This window comes from Arthrobacter sp. YC-RL1, assembly GCF_001454985.1.
In the GTDB taxonomy this organism is placed as follows: Bacteria; Actinomycetota; Actinomycetes; order Actinomycetales; family Micrococcaceae; genus Glutamicibacter; species Glutamicibacter soli.
The window spans coordinates 1-19,051 of the sequence record NZ_CP013297.1; the positions used below are offsets into that span (position 1 = coordinate 1).

The following is a 19,051-nucleotide window of genomic DNA, read 5'->3' on the forward strand; positions in this document are numbered from 1 at the left end:
GTGAAGTACGGCGTTCCTGGTGCCGGTCTGAGGTCTTTGTCCCAGTACTCACCAGCCTTTCTCTTTGAATTGCAGGACTTGCAGGAGACCACGAGCCGTTCGATCGGCGTCGGGTCGGAATTGTCCAAGTCCTTCGGGTCGAGGTGGTCAATCTCCCGGCCCGGATGACTTACGGTCATTGTTGAATGTGACCAGGCGGCCACACCAGCGGCATTCGGCGCCATCGCGCTTGATGATGGCGCCCTTCTTGGCCATGTCGTAGGTATCCGCGCGACGGTTCTTCTCGCGGTCCTTGTCCGACTTGAGGATCATGTGGAAGAGATCTTCATCCTCCACGAGCTTGAGTACCCGGCGCATACTGCCGTTCTCCTCAATCTCCTTCTCTTCCAGAATCCCGCAGTAGAGCGCCGCCCCGAGCAGGTCCTTGTACCTGCTCAGGCCGGCGAGCTGCTTGGCCGTGCCGATCTCCACGATGTAGTCCCGGTCAAACGCCGCCGATTGCGTGGCGCAGCGGTTGGCCCAGCCGTACATCTCAATTCAGGAGACGATCATCAACCTCATCCAGCTCCAAACACGCAGCACCAACGGGTGATTCGCCGATACGTCCGACTGCTTCAACCACGACATGCAATGTGTTCCTGTTCGTATCTCTCGCACGCGGCAGCTTGCGGGCCTGAGCCCTGGCCACGGCGAGCGCTGGTGGGTGGTGTTTGGTGTCGGCGATGGTCTGCCCATGCTGGATGGTGTGCCATCGTCCGGTGTACTGGTTCTTGCAGACGCGGATCTTGTCGTCCGTGGCGGTGAGTGCCCGCGTGAGCAGGCTGTCCGCGCGGTCATGGTGTGGCCTCGATGCGGATGATCTGCTCGGGGTGGGCTTTGGTTTCCATCTGCTCGCCGCCCAGCGGAGTGCTATCTTGCTGGACAGCTCGCTGTGCAGAGCGAAGACGATCTGCCCGTAGATCATCTTGTTTCCTGGCAGCGGGATGCGGGCGTGGAGCCCGCGGTGGAAATAGTTGATCTCGCCGATGCGGATCTCTTCCATGTCCCGAACCGGGTTGAGCATCTGCGGCGGGCCCTGGTGCTCCTGGGTCTCGGTCATCTGGTTTCGGTCTCCTGTCTGAGCTGTGCGGCGCGGATTCGTATCCAATCGGATTTCAGTCGCAGCGGATCGTGCACGCTTGCGTCGGCGTCCATTGCGTCTGCCGCTTCTTCGAGTGCTTCGGCGCGTACGTTGGCCAGTACCCTGTCGAACTCCGCTGGGTCTAGGCGCACCTGCCCGCCCACTCGAAGTGTGTACGGAGCGTTGAAACTGTCCACCGACCGCTGGGGGACCCCGGCAGAGAGCAGCAGCGAAGTACCCGCCGACGAGCTCTGCAACCTTGTCGATGTACTCGGCGCGAATTCGAGGGTGCAGGTGCTCCCACTCAGCACCCCAGTTACCCTTCCCGTACTGGTCGTAGAGATTCTTCGCCGTGACTTCGACCGCGACCGGGTCGAGCTGGGACTGGCTGATCATCTCGTGCTCCTGTCGTGCGTGATGTTGTTCTTTAGCCACTTGGCCAAGAGTGCTGCAGTGAACGGTGCCTGGAATACCCAGAGCCCAACGCCCAGCACCAGCCACGACCAGGCGCTCACTGCCCGGCCTCCGGCGAGCGCTTGCCGGTGATGGTGATTTTTTGGCTGGGTCGGAGCGTGTAGCTGTGTGCTCCAACGGTGGCGGTGACGATTTTTTGCTCGTAGACGTTGTACTTGTCGCAGAGTTTCGTTTCGTCGGTGACTACGGTGGTGTGTCCCACCTGGTTCAGCACGCCGGTGATGCCGCTGAATTCGACGGTTTTGCCGATGTCGGTGCCGTTGAGGCGGCGAGCTTCGATGATGGTGCTCATGCTGACACCAGGTATCCGTGGAATCCTGCGTGGTCGTCGCAGACGTCGGCGGCTGCGTACAGGAGCGAGCGTTCCCATGGGTTGCCGTTTTCGTCGAGGTTGCCCCATGCCCACCAGTGGTTCTCGTGGAAGGTGAATTCCACGAGGTCGTCGGCGTCGAGCAGGGCTTCGATGGTTTCGCCGGTGACGTTTTCGACGTGCTGGCGGATTGCCTCGTCTGCGCTGTGTGCGTCGGTGGTGCCGGTGACCAGCCACTGGTCGCCGTCTTCGCCGATGTCTCTTACGGTGATGGTCTCGTTCATGGCTGTACCTTCGCTTTCAGTGCTTCGATCTTGTCGGGACGGAAGCCGAACCATACGTCGCCGTCTTCGGTGGTCGGGTCGTAGATGTCCACGCAGGGGAAGCCGCCGGCAACGCCGAGCAGCTCGGCTCTGTCCTTCAGCTCGTCGCGGAGGGTCTCGTGAGCCTCGGGCACCACGATCTGGTAGGTGATGCCTTCCTTCGAGCTTCCGGAAGGTGTTCGTGCACGCGGTGCAGGAGATGTCCGGGGTGTAGACGGTGACGCGGACCTGCTCGGTGGCTTGGCTGGCTTCGGTCGGGTCCTGGTGGCAGTCGCACAGGCAGGCGCCGAGCTCGTCGAGTGCGTCGTCCCATGCCTTGCCGTAGCAGATGGTGTGCTTGCCGGCCCGGCAGTCCGGGTCGATCTGGGTGATGGCCATGCGTTCCTTTCACAAAGGTTTTTGGTTGTTTTTTGTGAAACAAGGTTTCACGGTGGCTGGTCAGCTGACGATGGCCAGGTGCATGGGCACGTGGGCAATCCATGACCGCTTGGTGGCCTTGAAGTCCTTGCTCGCGGAATCGTCGAGCTCCAGCTTCACGACGTGCATCAGGCCGATGAACAGCGATCCGACCATGACCAAGATTTGGCCGCCGCCAGCCGACGCGAGCGTGCAGCCGTCCCCGTAGACGGTCTCGGCTGCTTTGAACGCCGCCAGGCGCTTGGAATCGAATTCGACCGGCGGTAGCTTCGACGAGCTCGACTGCACGTAATGCGCCAGCGTGTTCCACGTTCTCTGCAGATCCTTGCGTTCCTGCACCGGCGTGGAGACGCGGTATGAGTCGCCGCCGAAAAGCTGGCCCAGGCGACGAATGTTGATCGTTGCCACGCGGATGTCTTTCCTCGGGCTGGCGCTCCACCGTGAAAGTCACGATGACTTCCAGCTGTACGTCCCAGTCCGTTTTCGACGGCGTAAACGCTGCAATGATCGTTGAAGCTATGTCCGGTGTCAGGCTGAACTCTCCGAGCTCTCCATCCCACTCGTCCTGATCCACCGAGACCCGGGCCATGCCCATGGTCAGACCGTTCTCTGCGAACAAGCAAGTCGCCGTTGTCGCGGAGCGATAAGGTCAGCGAATGGCCAAGTGTGTCTTTCTTGTCCTTGGACGCGTGCGTCTTGACGGATGCCAACGCGGCCCGGAAATAGTGCATATCAACTACGAACTGCATGGCTTCTTCCCCTTCGGTTTGGTTTGGCGTGGTCTTCTCTGGCGCCGGACCTGGTTGATGCGTTCCTTGGCGGTCATGCCGCCCAGGTGCCGTGCTGGATATTCGCCGTGAATGCGTAGTCCCTGCAGGTGAGCAATACCGGGCAGGTTCCGCAGATGCGCTGGCCGTCCACCGCAGCGGTCGGGGGCCTCGCTGGTCGGGAACCACGGGTCAGGCTCGCCCTTCTCGAACTTGTAGTCCTTGCAAGCAGCCATGTCGCGCCAGTCGATCACCTCCGAGTGCGTGGCTGGCTGGTGGCGGACGGTGCTCGCGCTACTCCTGGTCAGCACATCGGCTCCTGCTCCGGCGGGGTTCCCGCCAGGCGGAGCCGACCGCGTTTTGACCAACGCAACTCCTTCACCCGCTGCTCGGCGACCTTGATCACCTGGTCTCGGTCATGCCCGCTGAATGCGAGTAGCTTCCCAGCGTGGTCGCGTGCCGGCAGGCCGGGCGCGTCCCAGATCTTGGCGCCCCATACCTGCTCGCCCGCGGCCAAGCCCGGGCTAGAGCGGACCACGGCGCGCGGCCACTCCACCGTCTCGGGGTCCTCGTGCTCGAACGGGTCGTACATGCGGCCGCGGTCGATCACGCGCGGTGCAGGTGCGGCCGCGGCAGGGTGCACCGAGCTGCTCTTGTTGCGGTCCACGTCGGCCAGGGTGATCGAGCGGTTGCGACGCAGGGACGCGGCGCCACCGGCCGGCGGAACCGCCAGCTCGTCAGAAACCTGATTCCACGGCATTAGTCGTCCTCGCCTTCAGCCGCGGCGCAGCCGGTGCAGATCGTCGCACCGGTCGGCTCGAACGGCTCCGTACCGCAGGACTGGCACGCATCATCTGGCACCTCGACCAAATCCAGTTCTCGGTTGCGCTGAGGCTCCTTGGCGGCGGAGTACTGCATTGCTTCGACCTCGTCCAGGTCCAGCTCGTACCCAAGCTGCTCCATCAAGAACAGGTAGTACTCGCTGGTGCGAATCCACGCACCCCGGAAGTTCTTGCCTTCGTACTGCGATCGTTCGAAGCCCTTGAGCTTGCCGAGGGCTTCTTCGGCTCTGATCAGGCTGCTGAACGCGAGCATGCGGCCAAGGTTGGCCAGAGTGAAGCGGCTCAGATGGTTCGTGACACGCCCCGACCACTGCTCACGCGCTTCCACCGATCCGGGGTTCTCGGCATCAACCTCTGGAACCGGCAAGCCGATGATTTCGCCGAGTACCTCACGGCCATCCTCGTCGTAGCGGATGTTTTCAAAGATCTGCTCGGCAATGGCTTGCTTGGCAAATGCCTCGTCCGCCTTGGTGCTTTGGAATGCTTCGGTAATGAACGCGCGGCGGGTGCGGGACACGATGGACAGCATGCTGTTGAGCTTCGCCTGGGTCTGCTTTTCCAGCTTCTCGGCTTCGGACAGCTCAGGCTTGACCTTCTTCTCCTTGGCGTACCAGGTCGGCTCCGCGTCTCGGTAGGCGAAGTAGTAACGGTGTCCAGCTTTCACATGCTCCTGGTCGGACATCTCGTCCTCGACCTTGGCCCACGCGTTGCCGTAAGTCATCTCGTAGTTGCCCTCGATGGCCTCGGCCGCTTCAAGCTCCGCCTTGCGCTCGTCTCGACGGATCGAGGCTTCGGTTTCAGCGATGACACGCTCGACGGTTTCGACGCTGGCGCCGTTCGGCATATCTTCGATGCGTTCCAGCGAACGCTCGTAGAGGCCAGCGACACCGGACTGGTCTTCGAGGTCCTGCAGGCGCTGCACGGCGTCCAGGCCCAACCGACCGGAGGTGTAGGCCTTGGACAGCCCGTCATTGCGTTGGGCCACCTTGGCACGGGTCAGAACTTCCTTGCGTGACATCTTGGCCTTCTTGCCGATGGTCGTCACGTCCTGCCCAAGGTCGAAGTACCGCTGGATGCCGTGCGAGACTTCGGCATCGCTGGTGCGCTTGTGAGTCCGCCCAGTGGTCATGGCCATGTCCACGTCCGCGACCTGATCGCGGTCGGTGGCCGGCTTCACGATGCACGGGACTTCCGTGATCTGGGCCTTGAGCGAAGCAAGGTAGCGGCGGTTGCCGTCACGCACGATGTAGTCGTCCTCGATCTGCGGATGCGGGTAAACCGTCAGCGGCTGCTGCACGCCGAACTGCTTGATCTGCTCGGCCAAGAACTCAAGGTCACCCATGTCCTCGCGGATGTTGTCCTCGTTCTCGTGCAACGAGCTGATAGGCAAGACTTCGAGTCTGCCGACGAATTTAGGCAAAGAAATACACCCCTAGGTGAGAAGAAAGAATGATTGGTTGGCCGGAGCCTCCGGCCGGGGCTGGCTAGTGGCCAGCGGCGGCGCGCAATGCCTGGTGTGCCCGCAGCTCGGTACTGGCCCAGTCCACAACGGCACCGAAACAGGTGGCCGTGAATAACAACATGGTCAGCAATCCAAGCCCGTTCGGCAGCGGAAGGACGAAGTACAGTGCAAGAACCAGGACGGCGATGGCCGGGAGCCATGCGCCCCACATGCGACGCGAGTTGGCGCGGTAGATCTGCTCGGCGCTCATTAGAGTCCACCCCCAAATAGGGACTCTGCCGGCACCGGCGCAGGGATGGCCACGGCCGAGAAGTCGGCGACCTCCATGCCGTTCACGTGGATGTGCCCGGCGCCCGGCTCTCCCGCATCCGTCAGCGATCCAGCCTCCACGAACACGTTGCATCCGCGGTACTTGTTCTTCGCCCAGACCGTCACCGCGGCCACGGCCTGCTTGGTGCGGTCCGACTTCGGGTAGTCCAGCCAGGACACGTGCAGCGTCGCAGACGGCCTGCCGGAACCCTTCGGATTGATGACCACACGGCCCTCGATTCTCGGCACTGGAATCCCCTTAGCTAGTTGGACGGATCGGGCAGTTCGGGTTCGTGCAGTTAGCCGCATGATCTTCGGCTGCCTGGGCGAACACCGTCTGGAAAGGATCGCCGGAAGCGAGCTTGCGGCCGATCTCGTTGGCCGAACGCGCCATGGCCTCCATGGCCTCGACCTGAGCCTCGGCAGCCTTCGCCGTGGCGAGGTTCCGGCGGCGCAGGCCGCGGACCAAGGTGATGCCCTCGATGGCCAGCCAGTTCGCGGTGAATGCCAGCGGCACTGCTGCACCGTCGAGCACGGCGGTGATGATGTCGCTCATGCTGCTACCGCCTGGGTGGCTTCGCGCTGGAGTGCGTATTCGGCGATGGTTCGGCCGGCTGCTGCGAGGCAGGACTCCATGGTGTGGCGGGTGGTTGGCTGGGTGGTCGTGAAGTTATTTTGTGGGTTCGATACACTAGGCATTGAAATCACACCTTTCTTACTGGTTTGTTTTGGTTTCGTCGCCCTCAGCAGTCGCACCTGCTGGGGGCTTTTCGTTTTCTGCAGCTTCCTCCGTGCGGATGATTTCTCCGCCGAGGCTCACGCTTTCCTCCCATTCCTGGAATGCCAAGCCGTACGCTGCCGAGGCCTGGGCGAACGCGATCTGCGCTTCGTCCGCCTTCTCTTTCGCCGCTTTGTAGACAGCTAGGTCAAGCGGGTCATACCGGTTATCGCGGACCAGTCGGTCGGCGACGTCTCGTGCAGCCAGATCAGCAACTCCCCTAGCCTCGATCGCGTTATGACGTGCCGTCGCCACGGCTACTCGCGCCTGGTCGCACTTCAGCCCAAGGTCGTTGCTCATTACCGGCCACCAACCTTCGCCTCGAAGTCGGCGAACCACACTTCGATGTCGTCTACGTACTTCAGCACCCGCTCCACGTACTCGCGGGAGACGGTTACCTGATCGGCGAGCGCCTGGGAGTTGAGCTGGGCTTGCAGGTCTGCCTTGGCTTCGCTGACACTCATGCCACCCTCAGCTTTCCGGCCCGCCTCGCGGGTGCACTTTTAGTTGGTTCATTTTGCACTACTTCAATGGAAACTCCGGGCATAAAAATAGTTCCCCTCGGCGCTCCCAGGACATCCTCGATCGCCTCCGCCAATTTGGGAGTGCACCCCTTTCTCCGGTCATTCGGGTTCAAAAGTGCGCTGATGAACTGCCGCTCACAGCCAACGTACGTTGCGAGCTTCGACTGGTTCATATCTGGCTTGGCGCTGATGAAGGCTTTGAGAATCGCCGGATCACGCAGTTTCATCCACTTCCCCTTTGCTAGCGCTCGACGCTTATGCGTTGCCATCATCATTCATCACTCACCTTTTAGTTGTCAACCTTGATAGGAATTACTGTACATAGTTGGTAGACACAATGTCAACCAAACGATTCGCTAACTTCCCTTAGATTGCTCGCTATATCTCACTTGCGCGATTCCATTTGGTTGACATTGGCAAGGGTGAACTATCTTTAACGTGGTAGACACTGCCCGTCTACCCTCGATGGACACAATGCTTGCTCGCGACCGAAGGTGGAGACATGCACGAGTTAGGGCGCTACCTACAGCGCAAGTTAGACGACCACGGATGGACGGTTTCCGAACTGATCCGCCGCACAGGACTCTCACGCCAGACCGTGTACAACCTCATCAATGACACCCGCGAACACATGGACCAAACGCCTCAACGAAAGACCGTGAACGGACTTGCCAAGGCGCTTGGAGTCAGCCCCATCGAAATCCTGACCGTCAGCGCCCAGGCTTTGGGTGTTCCCGTGGAGGCCCTACCTCCCGAGAACAGCCTCAGCACGGCATCGGATCAGCAGATTCTCATGGAGCTCGCAGCGCGGTTGTCTCGGTCGAAAGGTCAAGGCAGTGACGAAGCAAGTAACTATCCAGACACAGGCGCTCCATCCAGCAGCGGTGCAGCGCGCCACCTCCGAGCGGTGGCGCCCGCGAGTGACGCTGGCCCTGGACAGAAGACCGGGCCGGACGACAGTATCATCGAATTCCACGGCGCCGAAGCCGAGAAATACCCAGCCCCGCCGATAGAGCAGCTGGCAGCGCATCCGAAGGTGAAGACCAGGCGCGAACAGCTCGACGAGCAAACCGGCGAGCGTGACAACACCGAATAGCACCGATCGCTAGTAGCTGTTTCAAATCGTCAAAAGACACTAAACCGCCACTAACCGTGCCACACTAGTCGTGAGTACGGGAGGAGGTGAAAGAAGAGACATGAGTTTCCCGGAAGACATCACTAGCGCCCTAACTGGCGTTACGCCGTACCAGCTTGCTGCTTGGCGGACGCGCGGAATCCTCCTGCCGGAGATTAGTCGGAATCCGATTCGATATTCGTTCCGTGACGTTATTGCGCTTCGGGCTTTCGCATTCCTGCGGTCTAAGGTTTCACTTCAGAAGCTACGTCGCGCACTGGATAGCCTCGACGAGTTCAAGTTATTCGACCATCCGTCTGCTTACCACTTTGGGTCAGATGGTAAAACCATCGTTGTTGACGACGGTAACGAAGTCATCGACTTGGTTAGGCGCAAGGGGCAGCGTGAAGCATTTACGATGGCTCAGATTTTCGAACCATTCAGGAATTTCAACGGAACTGACGTAGTAGATTTCAGGCGGCCTCGTCCCAATCTTGAGATCAATCCTCGGCGCATGGGTGGCTGGCCAACTGTTGTTGGAACTAGAGTGCCATTCGATGCGATCTCAGACCTCCTTGATGGAGGTTTTTACAGCCCTGAACATATCGTGCATTTCTACCCCTCCGTCACGGTCGACGGAGCTCGTGATGCCCTCGATTTCTCGGCCTACGTCGCACAGCAGAAGCGGGGTGCCTAATGCGTTTTCTGCTCGATGAGAACGAAACACCTATGCTTCTCCCGCCCCTGCGAGCGCTTTATCCCATGCATACCTTTGACTGGTCAGGCCAGGTATTCAGTGAAGGCATGGAAGATATCCCTTTGATCCATGCAATGGCTCGCCACTCCTACGACTGCCTTATTACCAAGGATGGCGCGCAGCTCACCAACGACAAAGAGCGGCAAGCGTTGTACGAGAATAGGATCCACTGGTTGGGCCACAAAAACGCCAAGATCAAAGGCCCAGCGATGCTCGGCCAGCTGGTATCCACATATTCTCTCGCCCTGCCTCACGTTTTCAAGATTCTGGATTCGACCAATGACACTATGGCTATCCATCTTTATCACCACAACAGACAGCCCAAGGATTGGATCAAGCCCCATAGGATCGATCCACTGAAAAGGCATTTCGCATAGCAGCAGGTCCCGACAGTTTGAGTTCTGCGGAGTCACATTAACTTCACACATTAGTTCGAACATATGTTCTATTCATGCAGAATGTTTGGAACATGCTGTGCACGCTCGCGCAGGTAGTAATTATTTGGAATCGACCTCACCCAGATTTGGTGGCCGCGACGGACGGTCGACGCATCTGGTTGGACCCAGCACTCACCACAGCGGAGCGGCGCTGCTTCCTCGCCCATGAGGCCTTCCACATCAAGCACGGCCACCAGGGATGCCAGCCGCCGGCTATTGAACGGCAAATCTGTCTGGAGGCTGCGCGGTTCCTGATCAGCTTCGAAGACCTTCAGCGCGTGGCCGGCTGGGCTCGCTGCCCGGAGGACATGGCTGAGGAGCTGGACGTGTTGCCCGAGGTCGTGATCGACCGCCTGCAGACGCTGGACGGCGACCAGATCCAGCAACTCTGGCCCGTGTCTGAGCACGTCGCTTAGCGGCTTATCCACATCTCGCAAGTACTTCTTTCCCAGCATTGTCGCGCCCGGAGACTAGAAGATATGAGCGATATACACAGGAGTTTCCACAATGAACCCGAAGATAAAACCGAGGGCGATCCTTTACCTTCGCCAGTCTGTGGCCCGCGAGGACTCCATCAGTCTGGAGCTGCAGGAGGACGCGGGGCGCCGGTACGCCGCCCAGCAGGGCTACGAGGTGATCGGCGTCGAGGCAGACCCGGGCATCTCCGGACGAACCTGGAACCGGCCAGCCGTGCAGCGTGTCCTGGCGATGATCGAGAACCGGGACGCTGATGTCATCGTGCTGTGGAAGTGGTCTCGCCTGTCCCGCTCGCGCAAGGACTGGGCCATCGCCGTGGACAAGGTCGAGGTGGCCGGCGGCCGCATCGAGTCCGCAACCGAGCAGGTGGACGTCACGACCTCCACCGGACGCTTCGCGCGCGGCATGCTGGCCGAGTTCGCGGCCTTCGAGTCGGAACGCATCGGCGACACCTGGAAGGAAGCACAGGCGCGACGCGTGGCCAGAGGACTACCCGCCAACGGGCTGCCCAGGTTCGGCTACGAATACGACCGAGCCACCGGCTACATCCCACACCCCGTGAACGGGCCGATCCTGCGCGAGTGCTACCTGCGGTTCATCCGTGGGGAATCCTTCCACCAGATCACCTTGTACCTGCGAGGCGTGGCCGAGGTGCCGCACAAGCACCGGAGCCGCACCGGCATCTGGCAACGCACCTCCGTGATCTACCTGATGGACTCACCCTTCGCGGCCGGGTTCATCCGCTACCACGACGAGCTGCACCAGGGCATCCACCAGCCGCTGATCAGCTTGGAAGAATGGGAGACCTACCAAACGCTGCGCAATCAGCGGAGGCGGGCAGGCGTGCGGCAGTCCAGCAAGAGCACCTCGGCTTTCTCCGCCCACTGCATCTGCCAAGTTTGCGGGTACACCTTCCACATCACCGGCCGCACCCAAAGCGGAGGCCTGAACCTCAAATGCTCCGGCGTCAACGGGCTGGGCCTGCACCGCGGCGGGTCCATCATTGAAGCCAAAGTCGAAGCCGCCTTCATGGAATGGCTGAAAGAGTACATCCCCAAGATCAACGCCCTGGCCGCCGAGCACAAGCACAACGCCGCGGCCGCACCCACCACCGACGCCCAAGCCACCCTCCGGCGAGCGCTGATGAAAGCCAATGACCGGCTGGACTCGCTGGGGCGGAAGTTCATGGATGACCTGATCCCGGAGGAATCGTATCGGCGCCTGCGGGACGAGCAGCTGGCCGTCGTGGACCGGCTGAATGCGCAGCTGGAGGACGAGAAGCTGCGGTTCAGGCAGGCTCCCGTGACGGTGGATCCGGTGCTGCTGGAGCTGTGGTCGGAGATGCCGACGGCGACACGGCAGCAGGTGGTGCGTGACTTGGTGTCGCGGATCGAGATCTCGGGGCCGGAGGGGCGTACGGCGCACGGGGTTCAACGCAAGATTCGGGTTGTGCCAAAATGGGCTGTAGATGACTCGACTTCGCCGGAAAGTAGCGGGTAATGAGCGATTGGGGTTTATGCCAAACGACTAACGTCTACATCCCGCTTTTTGCGGTGCGCGAACTGGATTTCTCGCTGGTTGCAGGCGGCCTCACCGCCGCAGTGGCCGGAGTGGTGGGCGTCAGCGCCCGCGTGGGCTGGGGCAGGATGATGTCCCGCGGCGTTCCCGCGCCGAAGCTGCTGCTCCTGCTCGCAGTGCTCGCCACCGCCGGAGGCCTCGGCTTCCTGATGGCCCAGCAGGCTCATTCGGCCGTGCTTCTGTGGCTTGCCGTGGTGCTTCACGGCGCGTCGGCGCTGGGCGTCTCGGTGGTGTTGATGGCCGCCCTGCTGCGCGCCATTCCAATCAGCCGGATGGGCAGCGCCAGCGGCATCGTCTCGGCAGGGCAGTTCGGCGGATTCACCATTGGCCCGCTGGCCATGGGCCTGCTGATCAGCTCCCCGGGCGGCTTCACCGCTGGCTGGATCGCCGTGGTCTGCATCTACCTCAGCTGCACCCTGCTCGGCCTGTTCCTGGTGTTCCGGCGCCGCAGGAGCTCCTAGCCCATGGATGCCAAGATGCTGAAAACGCTGGCCCACCTGCGCCGGGCACGGGATTTGATGGACCGGCACTATGCAGAGCCGCTGGACGTGCCCGCCATGGCTCAGCGCGCGCTCATGTCCCCGGCGCACTTCTCGCGCGAGTTCAAACGGGCCTACGGCGAAACTCCGCACTCCTACCTGCTGACCCGGCGCATCGAACGGGCCATGCACCTGCTGCGTGCCGGGGTGGGAGTCACGGATGCCTGCATGCAGGTGGGATGGACGTCGTTGGGCTCCTTCAGCACCCGCTTCACCGAAGTCGTCGGGGAGTCCCCCTCGGCCTACCGGGAACGCGAGCATTCGCAGACCGAACAGATCCCGTCATGCATTGCCAAGGTCCTTCTGCGGCCCGAAAGATTCTGAGCAGTTTTGGAGAAGCGTCGCGGCAGCAGGCTCCCCTAGCCTGAAACCATGACAAACATTTCAGTGCAATACATCCCGGTCACCGTGCTGGACGTGGACGAAGCCCTCGGCTTCTACCGTGACGGTTTGGGGCTGGACGTGGTCTCCGACGTATCCAACGCAGGGTTCCGCTGGGTCTCGCTGTCCGTCCCTGCCCAAGGCGGCCTGAATCTGGTGCTCTCGACGCCTGGCGCGGGCCGCTCCGACGAGGACGCGCAAGCGCTCGGTGAGCTGGTCGCCAAGGGCGCCATGGGAGGGCTGGTGCTCACCGTGCCGGATCTCGATTCGCTGTTCGACTCCTTGTCGTCAGGCGGGGCCGAAGTGCTGCAGGAACCCATGCAGCAGCCTTGGGGACCACGCGACTGCGCATTCCGGGATCCGTCGGGCAACATGATCCGCATCAATCAGGCAGCTTAGGAGCAAACATCATGACCACCACCGATCAGGAAGGCTTCAGCGCCGCGGAGAAAGCGGCCATGAAAGAACGCGCGGCGGAGGTCCGCGCCCCGAAGAAGCGCATGACCAAAGCCGAAAAAGCGGCCCAAGCCCGCCAGGACGTTGAAGTCAAGATCGCCTCCTACAGCGGAAGCGACAAGGAAATCGCCCAACGGCTGCACCACATCATCACCACAACCGCGCCACAGCTCGAGCCCAGGACCTGGTACGGGATGCCCGCTTACGCGTTGGACAGACAGATCCTGTGCTTCATCCAGGACGCGGAGAAGTTCGGGGCCCGCTACCTGACCCTCGGGTTCAACGACGCGGCCCAGCTTGATGAGGGAAGCATGTGGCCGACCGCCTACGCCATCACCTCGCTGGACGAACGGCTCGAGGCGCAGGTCGCCGCGCTGGTCGGCAAGGCCGTCGGAAACTAGCCCAGGGCCTCCAGCCGCGCCGCGGGCAGGATGCCGCTCAGTACCGCGGCCGCGGCGCTGAAACCCGCTAGCAGCGCGAGCAAGCTGAATCCGATCACGTTCGCGCCCTGGTCTTCGGCTCCGGGGATGCTGGCAGCCAGCATCATCCCCAGGCCCAAGGCCAGGACCGCGTAGCCGGCAGCCAGGAAACACACGACGATCGCTTTGGGTCCGGCATACCAGTGCCCCAGCGATGTGAAGTCGTTGCAAGTCCAAATCCCGATGCCGAACGCAGCCGCAGCGATCGCGGCAACCACCCCCAGCACCAGGGGCGTCGAGCCGTAGCCTGCCCCCTCCGGCCCGAGGTGGCGGACCAGCTGGGCTGGAAGACCCGCACGCAATAGCAGATAGAACCCTGCGTAGAGCAGCAACGCTGCGCCGGGCCCGATCAGCAATATGGAATATTTGCGAGCTGCAGACATATTCCGAGCCTACCGGCCAGCAGGCCGGTTGCCCAAGGAATGATAAAGCCCGCAGGGCGCGGACTTGGATTGCTCCAGGTCCGCGCCCCGCGGGTTGTTTCGTGCTTGCCCTAGCTTTCCAGCGCTGCCGGTGCCGGCTCGCCTTCAAGTTCACCGGGGCCGCCTTCGGCGTGGAAGACGAACTTCCGCTGCTCGTCCTCGCCTTCGACGTCCACGGTGACCTTCTGGCCGGTGACGATCTGGCCGAACAAGATCTTCTCGGAGAGCTGGTCCTCGATGTCGCGCTGGATCGTGCGGCGCAGCGGGCGGGCGCCCATGGCCGGGTCGTAGCCTCGCTGTGCCAGCAGGGTGCGGGCGGCGGCGGTCAGCTCAATGGTGATGCCGCGCTCGTCCAGACGCTTGCGCAGTCGCCCGATGAACAGGTCGACGATCTCCTCGATCTCTTCCTGGCTCAGCTGCGGGAAGACCACGATGTCGTCAACGCGGTTCAGGAACTCAGGTCGGAAGTGCTGGCGCAGCTCCTCCTGGACCTTGGCCTGCATGCGCTCGTAGCCGGTGCGGGTATCGCCCGAAGCCTGGAAACCGGTCATGACACCCTTGGAGATGTCTCGGGTACCCAGGTTCGTGGTCATGATGATGATGGTGTTCTTGAAGTCCACCACCCGGCCCTGCGAGTCGGTCAAGCGGCCGTCTTCCAGGATCTGCAGCAGCGAGTTGAACAGGTCCGCGTGGGCCTTTTCCACCTCGTCGAACAGCACCACGGAGAACGGACGACGGCGGACCTTCTCGGTCAGCTGACCGCCTTCTTCGTAGCCGACGTAGCCCGGAGGGGCACCGAACAGACGGGAAACGGTGTGCTTCTCCGAGTACTCGGACATGTCCAGGGTGATCAGCGCGTCTTCTTCACCGAAGAGGAACTCCGCCAGCGCCTTGGCCAGCTCGGTCTTGCCCACGCCGGTCGGGCCGGCGAAGATGAACGAGCCGCCCGGGCGGTTCGGGTCCTTCAGGCCTGCACGGGTGCGGCGGATTGCCTGGGAGATGGCCTTGATGGCCGAATCCTGGCCGATGACGCGCTTGTGCAGCTCGTCTTCCATGTTCAGCAGGCGTGTGGACTCTTCCTCGGTCAGCTTCACGACAGGGATGCCGGTCGAGTTCGCCAGAACCTCGGCGATCAGATCCTCGGTGACCTCGGAAATTTCGTCAAGGTCGCCGTTGCGCCAGGCCTTTTCCTTCTCGTTGCGGGCCTCGATGAGCTTGGACTCCTTGTCGCGCAGCGATGCAGCGCCCTCGAAGTCCTGCGCGTCGATGGCAGCTTCCTTCTCGAGGCGGACGGTGGCGATCTCCTCGTCCATCTCCTTCAGGGCTGGAGGAGCAGTCATGCGCTGGATGCGCAGCCGCGCGCCGGCCTCGTCGATCAGGTCCACCGCCTTGTCCGGCAGGAAGCGATCCGAGATGTAGCGGTGCGCCAGCTGGGCCGCTGCCTGCAGCGCGCCGTCGGTGATGGTCACGCGGTGGTGCGCCTCGTAGCGGTCGCGCAGTCCGCGCAGGATCTGCGTGGTCAGCTCGACGGACGGTTCCTTGACCTGGATCGGCTGGAAGCGGCGCTCGAGGGCCGCGTCCTTCTCGATGTTCTTGCGGTACTCGTCCAAGGTGGTGGCACCGATGGTCTGCAGCTCGCCACGGGCCAGCATCGGCTTGAGGATGGACGCCGCGTCGATGGCACCCTCGGCGGCACCGGCACCGACCAGGGTGTGGATCTCGTCGATGAACAGGATGATGTCGCCGCGGGTGCGGATCTCCTTCAAGACCTTCTTCAGACGTTCCTCGAAGTCGCCGCGGTAGCGGGAGCCTGCCACCAGCGAACCGAGGTCCAGGGTGTACAGCTGCTTGTCCTTGATGGTCTCGGGCACGTCGCCGCGCACGATCGACTGGGCCAGGCCCTCGACGACTGCGGTCTTGCCGACGCCCGGCTCACCGATCAGGACCGGGTTGTTCTTGGTGCGGCGGGAGAGAACCTGCATGACGCGTTCCATCTCGTGCTCGCGGCCGATAACCGGGTCGAGCTTGCCCTCGCGGGCTGCCGCGGTCAGGTTGCGGCCGAACTGGTCCAGCACTGCCGAGCCTGCCGGCACGCCTTCCTGCTGGCCGCCCGAGCTGACGCCGGCCGAGGCGGTTTCCTTGCCGCCCTGGTATCCGGAGAGCAGCTGGATGACCTGCTGGCGCACACGACCGAGGTCGGCACCGAGCTTGACCAGCACCTGGGCTGCGACGCCCTCGCCTTCGCGAATCAGCCCGAGCAGGATGTGCTCGGTACCGATGTAGTTGTGGCCCAGCTGCAGCGCTTCGCGCAGCGAGAGCTCCAAAACCTTCTTGGCGCGAGGAGTGAACGGGATGTGACCGGAAGGAGCCTGCTGGCCCTTGCCGATAATCTCCTGAACCTGCTCACGGACGGCACCCAGCGAAATATTCAGCGACTCGAGAGCCTTCGCGGCCACCCCGTCGCCTTCGTGGATTAGACCGAGCAGCAGGTGCTCGGTGCCGATGTAGTTGTGGTTGAGCATGCGCGCCTCTTCCTGGGCGAGCACGACAACTCGACGGGCACGGTCGGTAAATCTCTCAAACATCTTCGGCACACTCCTTGCTTACCAATAGTTCGATGCTACGCACCCGGGGCCAGCAATTCTCCCTTGTTCGCCACGGGGATAACCGATGCGGCCGCTTCGCGTTCGCTTCGGTTCGAGAAGATAACCGCAAGTAGATAGAAATTCATTTATTAGTACACCAAGTAAATAGCGAGAGAAATTTTCTTCAGCAAGTGATTAAAGCAGGAAGCCCGCACTTAAAAAGTACGGGCTTCCTAAAATAGAGGCTTATTCCTAGCGCTCGCATTACTTGGCGCGGTTGCGGCCACCCTTGCGCATTGCTGCATTGTAGGCGTCGACAACATCGGCATTCAGGCGCCCACGGGCGTTTACCTTGATGTTGTTTTCCTTGGCCCAGGCACGAATTGCCGGGGCTTCACTCGCTGCGGTCTGCTTCGAGGAGCGCGCTGCCTCAATATAAGGCTCCAAGGCCGCATGGAATTGCGCAGCGTGCTCATCGTTCAAATCGATCTCAAAATGCTGACCAGCGATGCTGAAGGCAATGGATTCGGTTGCTTCACTGCCATCAATATCATCAATCAGCGCAATTTGAACCTGACGTGCCATTTGAGAATTCCCTCCGGCTCTAATGTCGTTGAGTAGTGCTTGCAAGCGTTACTCCAATTTCGTAGCTCAAGTATAGACATTAATACGAAACATTTCGAATTAGAAGATCAATTCACAAGGAATTATCAGGAATAGCTTATTCGCGCGTTGAACGAGTATCCGATTCAGTTCGGTTCTCAATTAGCGCATCCGCTTCTGATTCCGCCTGCCGCTCTTTACGGTCTGCATTGGTAAGTGCTTTCATTACGTACCAAAAAAGCAATCCAAGCGCGATGCTGGGAACGAACGCCTCTACAAATGGCATGGTAATTACGCCTCCGGCTTGAGAAGTGGGAACAAGATTGTCTCGCGAATACCTACATCGGTAAACAGCATGACCAGACGGTCGATGCCCAGGCCGATGCCGCCCATTGGAGGGGCGCCGTATTCAAGTGCGCGCAGGAAGTCCTCATCCAGCTGCATGGCTTCCGGATCCCCGCCGGCGGCCATCAGCGACTGCTCGGTCAGGCGCTCGCGCTGGATGACCGGGTCGATCAGCTCGGAGAAGGCGGTGCCGCGCTCCATGCCGCCGATGATCAGGTCCCAGGCTTCGATGACACCCGGCTTGGAACGGTGCGGGCGTGCCAGCGGCTGGGCCAGCGGCGGGTAGTCGCAGACGAAGGTCGGGTCGATCAGGGTCGGCTCGACGATCTCGCCGAACAGCTCGATGACCAGCTTCTGGGCACCCCAGGCCGGGTCGAACTTCACTTCGTGCTTTTCGGCGATCTCGCGCAGCACCGAGGCCTCGGTCTCCGGGGTAATCTGAACGCCAACAGCTTCCGACAGGCCCGGGTAGACACTCAGCCAGCGCCATTCGCCGTCGAGGTTGACGGTGCCCTTGGAGGTCTCGATGGTGCGGCCGGCACCGATGGCGTCCGCCGCGTTGAGGATGATCTCCTTGATGCGGTCGGCCATGACGTACTGGTCGGCGTAGGCCTCGTAGCACTCCAGGGTGGTGAACTCCGGCGAGTGGGTCGAGTCGACGCCTTCGTTGCGGAAGATGCGTCCCACTTCGAAGACGCGGTCCACGCCGCCCACGACGCAGCGCTTGAGGTACAGCTCGGTCGCGATGCGCAGGGTCATTTCCTGGTCGAACGCGTTCAGGTGGGTCTTGAACGGGCGGGCCGAGGCGCCGCCGTGCACCAGCTGCAGCATCGGGGTTTCGACCTCGACGTATTCGTGGTTCTCCAGGGTGTTGCGCACGGCGCGGACAATGGCGGCGCGCTTGTAGACCATCTCGCGGGCTTCGTTGCGAACGATCAGGTCGGCGTAGCGCTGGCGGACGCGGGTTTCCTCATTCAGGTCGGCGTGCAGCACCGGCAGCGGGCGCAGCGCCTTGGACGCCATCTGGAAGGAGTCGGCCATGATGGACAACTCGCCGCGGCGCGATGAGATGACCTTGCCGGAAACGAAAACATGGTCGCCCAGGTCGACGAGCGACTTCCACTGGGCCAGGCGCTCTTTGCCGACGTTCGCCATCGAGAGCATGACCTGCAGGCGGACTCCGACGCCCTGCGGGCCGCCCTCCTGAAGGGTGGCGAAGCACAGCTTGCCGGTGTTGCGCATGAAGACGATGCGGCCGGCAATGCCGACGACGTCCTCGGTCTCTTGGCCCGCTTCCAGGTGCGCGTACTTTTCGCGGACCTCCTGCAGGGAATGGGTGCGGGCAACGCCAACTGGGTAGGCTTCCTCACCAAGTGCCTGCAGCTGGTTGCGCTTATCGGTGCGGACCTGACGCTGGTCGTTCGGATCAGGGGCCTGTGCGGAATTAATTTCGGAAGTCACAGTATCCCATTCTACGTGTGATTCCGGGGGTGTTGGCCTGATCATGACCAGACTTACACCTCACAGCGCGGTTAACGCGCCGGGCGCGGAA

General features: G+C 61.7%; 30 protein-coding genes. 9 read left to right on the plus strand and 21 right to left on the minus strand.

The annotated features are described in order from the left end of the window. Positions 1 to 147: 147 nt before the first annotated feature. The 16 genes from ATC04_RS00005 to ATC04_RS00075 form a co-directional block, all read right to left on the minus strand. The gene (locus ATC04_RS00005) at positions 148 to 531 is read right to left on the minus strand and encodes a hypothetical protein (RefSeq protein ID WP_060616974.1); all 384 of its coding nucleotides are present in this window, start codon (positions 529 to 531) and stop codon (positions 148 to 150) included. A 1-nt stretch (position 532) separates the two neighbouring features. Next, positions 533 to 1,099 carry a hypothetical protein gene (locus ATC04_RS00010; protein WP_060616975.1) on the minus strand — a complete coding sequence of 189 codons (567 nt, stop codon included), beginning with the start codon at positions 1,097 to 1,099 and terminating at the stop codon, positions 533 to 535. Positions 1,100 to 1,631: 532 nt separating this feature from the next. Further along, positions 1,632 to 1,886: a hypothetical protein gene (locus ATC04_RS00020; protein ID WP_060616977.1), complete on the minus strand. Its 255-nt coding sequence runs from the start codon at positions 1,884 to 1,886 to the stop codon at positions 1,632 to 1,634. Beyond that, a complete protein-coding gene (locus ATC04_RS00025) occupies positions 1,883 to 2,188 on the minus strand; it encodes a hypothetical protein (protein ID WP_047117724.1) in 306 nt (101 codons plus the stop codon). The genes ATC04_RS00020 and ATC04_RS00025 overlap by 4 nt, the downstream gene beginning before the upstream one ends. Beyond that, positions 2,185 to 2,361 carry a hypothetical protein gene (locus ATC04_RS00030; RefSeq protein ID WP_157359265.1) on the minus strand — a complete coding sequence of 59 codons (177 nt, stop codon included), beginning with the start codon at positions 2,359 to 2,361 and terminating at the stop codon, positions 2,185 to 2,187. Before ATC04_RS00030 ends, ATC04_RS00025 begins: the two co-directional genes overlap by 4 nt. 304 nt (positions 2,362 to 2,665) lie before the next feature. Continuing rightward, entirely contained in the window at positions 2,666 to 3,052 is a 387-nt protein-coding gene (locus ATC04_RS00035; RefSeq protein ID WP_060616979.1) for a hypothetical protein, read from the minus strand. A gap of 414 nt (positions 3,053 to 3,466) precedes the next feature. After that, positions 3,467 to 3,565: a WhiB family transcriptional regulator gene (locus ATC04_RS20085; RefSeq protein WP_197413497.1), complete on the minus strand. Its 99-nt coding sequence runs from the start codon at positions 3,563 to 3,565 to the stop codon at positions 3,467 to 3,469. Between the two features lie 150 nt (positions 3,566 to 3,715). Next, the gene (locus tag ATC04_RS00045) at positions 3,716 to 4,171 is read right to left on the minus strand and encodes a hypothetical protein (RefSeq protein WP_047117721.1); all 456 of its coding nucleotides are present in this window, start codon (positions 4,169 to 4,171) and stop codon (positions 3,716 to 3,718) included. Further along, positions 4,171 to 5,643 (minus strand): ParB N-terminal domain-containing protein, encoded by a 1,473-nt coding sequence (locus tag ATC04_RS00050; RefSeq protein ID WP_160309060.1) that lies wholly within the window; start codon positions 5,641 to 5,643, stop codon positions 4,171 to 4,173. Before ATC04_RS00050 ends, ATC04_RS00045 begins: the two co-directional genes overlap by 1 nt. 94 nt (positions 5,644 to 5,737) lie before the next feature. Further along, on the minus strand, positions 5,738 to 5,965 hold the full coding sequence (locus ATC04_RS00055) for a hypothetical protein (protein ID WP_047117719.1): 228 nt from the start codon (positions 5,963 to 5,965) through the stop codon (positions 5,738 to 5,740). Then, complete coding sequence (locus ATC04_RS00060; protein WP_152666720.1) at positions 5,965 to 6,273, minus strand: hypothetical protein; 309 nt, start codon at positions 6,271 to 6,273, stop codon at positions 5,965 to 5,967. Before ATC04_RS00060 ends, ATC04_RS00055 begins: the two co-directional genes overlap by 1 nt. A gap of 10 nt (positions 6,274 to 6,283) precedes the next feature. Continuing rightward, entirely contained in the window at positions 6,284 to 6,580 is a 297-nt protein-coding gene (locus tag ATC04_RS00065; protein WP_047117717.1) for a hypothetical protein, read from the minus strand. Next, on the minus strand, positions 6,577 to 6,723 hold the full coding sequence (locus ATC04_RS19105; protein WP_157359266.1) for a hypothetical protein: 147 nt from the start codon (positions 6,721 to 6,723) through the stop codon (positions 6,577 to 6,579). Before ATC04_RS19105 ends, ATC04_RS00065 begins: the two co-directional genes overlap by 4 nt. A gap of 16 nt (positions 6,724 to 6,739) precedes the next feature. Further along, on the minus strand, positions 6,740 to 7,102 hold the full coding sequence (locus tag ATC04_RS00070; RefSeq protein ID WP_047117716.1) for a hypothetical protein: 363 nt from the start codon (positions 7,100 to 7,102) through the stop codon (positions 6,740 to 6,742). Next, on the minus strand, positions 7,102 to 7,266 hold the full coding sequence (locus tag ATC04_RS19110; protein ID WP_157359267.1) for a hypothetical protein: 165 nt from the start codon (positions 7,264 to 7,266) through the stop codon (positions 7,102 to 7,104). Before ATC04_RS19110 ends, ATC04_RS00070 begins: the two co-directional genes overlap by 1 nt. Beyond that, complete coding sequence (locus ATC04_RS00075; RefSeq protein ID WP_152666719.1) at positions 7,263 to 7,553, minus strand: XRE family transcriptional regulator; 291 nt, start codon at positions 7,551 to 7,553, stop codon at positions 7,263 to 7,265. The genes ATC04_RS19110 and ATC04_RS00075 overlap by 4 nt, the downstream gene beginning before the upstream one ends. Before the next feature lie 251 nt (positions 7,554 to 7,804). Here ATC04_RS00075 and ATC04_RS00080 point away from each other — a divergent pair, with 251 nt between their 5' ends. From ATC04_RS00080 to ATC04_RS00120, 9 genes are all read left to right on the plus strand, one after another. Further along, complete coding sequence (locus ATC04_RS00080; protein ID WP_152666718.1) at positions 7,805 to 8,422, plus strand: helix-turn-helix transcriptional regulator; 618 nt, start codon at positions 7,805 to 7,807, stop codon at positions 8,420 to 8,422. 100 nt (positions 8,423 to 8,522) lie between these two features. Next, on the plus strand, positions 8,523 to 9,137 hold the full coding sequence (locus tag ATC04_RS00085; protein WP_047117714.1) for a DUF433 domain-containing protein: 615 nt from the start codon (positions 8,523 to 8,525) through the stop codon (positions 9,135 to 9,137). Continuing rightward, on the plus strand, positions 9,137 to 9,574 hold the full coding sequence (locus tag ATC04_RS00090; RefSeq protein WP_152666717.1) for a hypothetical protein: 438 nt from the start codon (positions 9,137 to 9,139) through the stop codon (positions 9,572 to 9,574). The genes ATC04_RS00085 and ATC04_RS00090 overlap by 1 nt, the downstream gene beginning before the upstream one ends. A 92-nt stretch (positions 9,575 to 9,666) precedes the next feature. Next, positions 9,667 to 10,050, plus strand: a complete 384-nt coding sequence (locus ATC04_RS00095; RefSeq protein ID WP_052772156.1) for an ImmA/IrrE family metallo-endopeptidase — start codon at positions 9,667 to 9,669, stop codon at positions 10,048 to 10,050. 91 nt (positions 10,051 to 10,141) lie between these two features. Then, complete coding sequence (locus tag ATC04_RS00100; protein ID WP_082123730.1) at positions 10,142 to 11,611, plus strand: recombinase family protein; 1,470 nt, start codon at positions 10,142 to 10,144, stop codon at positions 11,609 to 11,611. Then, complete coding sequence (locus ATC04_RS00105; protein ID WP_197413498.1) at positions 11,611 to 12,150, plus strand: hypothetical protein; 540 nt, start codon at positions 11,611 to 11,613, stop codon at positions 12,148 to 12,150. Before ATC04_RS00100 ends, ATC04_RS00105 begins: the two co-directional genes overlap by 1 nt. A gap of 3 nt (positions 12,151 to 12,153) precedes the next feature. Continuing rightward, the gene (locus ATC04_RS00110; protein ID WP_047117710.1) at positions 12,154 to 12,552 is read left to right on the plus strand and encodes an AraC family transcriptional regulator; all 399 of its coding nucleotides are present in this window, start codon (positions 12,154 to 12,156) and stop codon (positions 12,550 to 12,552) included. Between the two features lie 48 nt (positions 12,553 to 12,600). Further along, positions 12,601 to 13,008: a VOC family protein gene (locus ATC04_RS00115; RefSeq protein WP_047117709.1), complete on the plus strand. Its 408-nt coding sequence runs from the start codon at positions 12,601 to 12,603 to the stop codon at positions 13,006 to 13,008. 11 nt (positions 13,009 to 13,019) lie between these two features. Continuing rightward, entirely contained in the window at positions 13,020 to 13,466 is a 447-nt protein-coding gene (locus ATC04_RS00120) for a DUF1801 domain-containing protein (RefSeq protein ID WP_047117708.1), read from the plus strand. On the opposite strand, the gene ATC04_RS00125 is transcribed toward ATC04_RS00120, so the two are convergent. The 5 genes from ATC04_RS00125 to lysS all read right to left on the minus strand — a co-directional run bounded on the left by ATC04_RS00125 (position 13,463) and on the right by lysS (position 19,005). Beyond that, positions 13,463 to 13,927, minus strand: a complete 465-nt coding sequence (locus tag ATC04_RS00125) for a hypothetical protein (RefSeq protein WP_152666716.1) — start codon at positions 13,925 to 13,927, stop codon at positions 13,463 to 13,465. The two genes, ATC04_RS00120 and ATC04_RS00125, sit on opposite strands and share 4 nt — an antisense overlap. A 110-nt stretch (positions 13,928 to 14,037) precedes the next feature. Then, positions 14,038 to 16,551 carry an ATP-dependent Clp protease ATP-binding subunit gene (locus ATC04_RS00130; protein WP_047117706.1) on the minus strand — a complete coding sequence of 838 codons (2,514 nt, stop codon included), beginning with the start codon at positions 16,549 to 16,551 and terminating at the stop codon, positions 14,038 to 14,040. 264 nt (positions 16,552 to 16,815) lie between these two features. After that, positions 16,816 to 17,136, minus strand: coding sequence for an Lsr2 family protein (locus ATC04_RS00135; protein WP_047117705.1), 321 nt, complete (start codon positions 17,134 to 17,136; stop codon positions 16,816 to 16,818). Between the two features lie 136 nt (positions 17,137 to 17,272). Beyond that, positions 17,273 to 17,440: a hypothetical protein gene (locus ATC04_RS19675; protein ID WP_181728182.1), complete on the minus strand. Its 168-nt coding sequence runs from the start codon at positions 17,438 to 17,440 to the stop codon at positions 17,273 to 17,275. 5 nt (positions 17,441 to 17,445) lie between these two features. Then, positions 17,446 to 19,005 carry a lysine--tRNA ligase gene (lysS, locus tag ATC04_RS00140; protein ID WP_047117704.1) on the minus strand — a complete coding sequence of 520 codons (1,560 nt, stop codon included), beginning with the start codon at positions 19,003 to 19,005 and terminating at the stop codon, positions 17,446 to 17,448. Positions 19,006 to 19,051 lie beyond the last annotated feature (46 nt).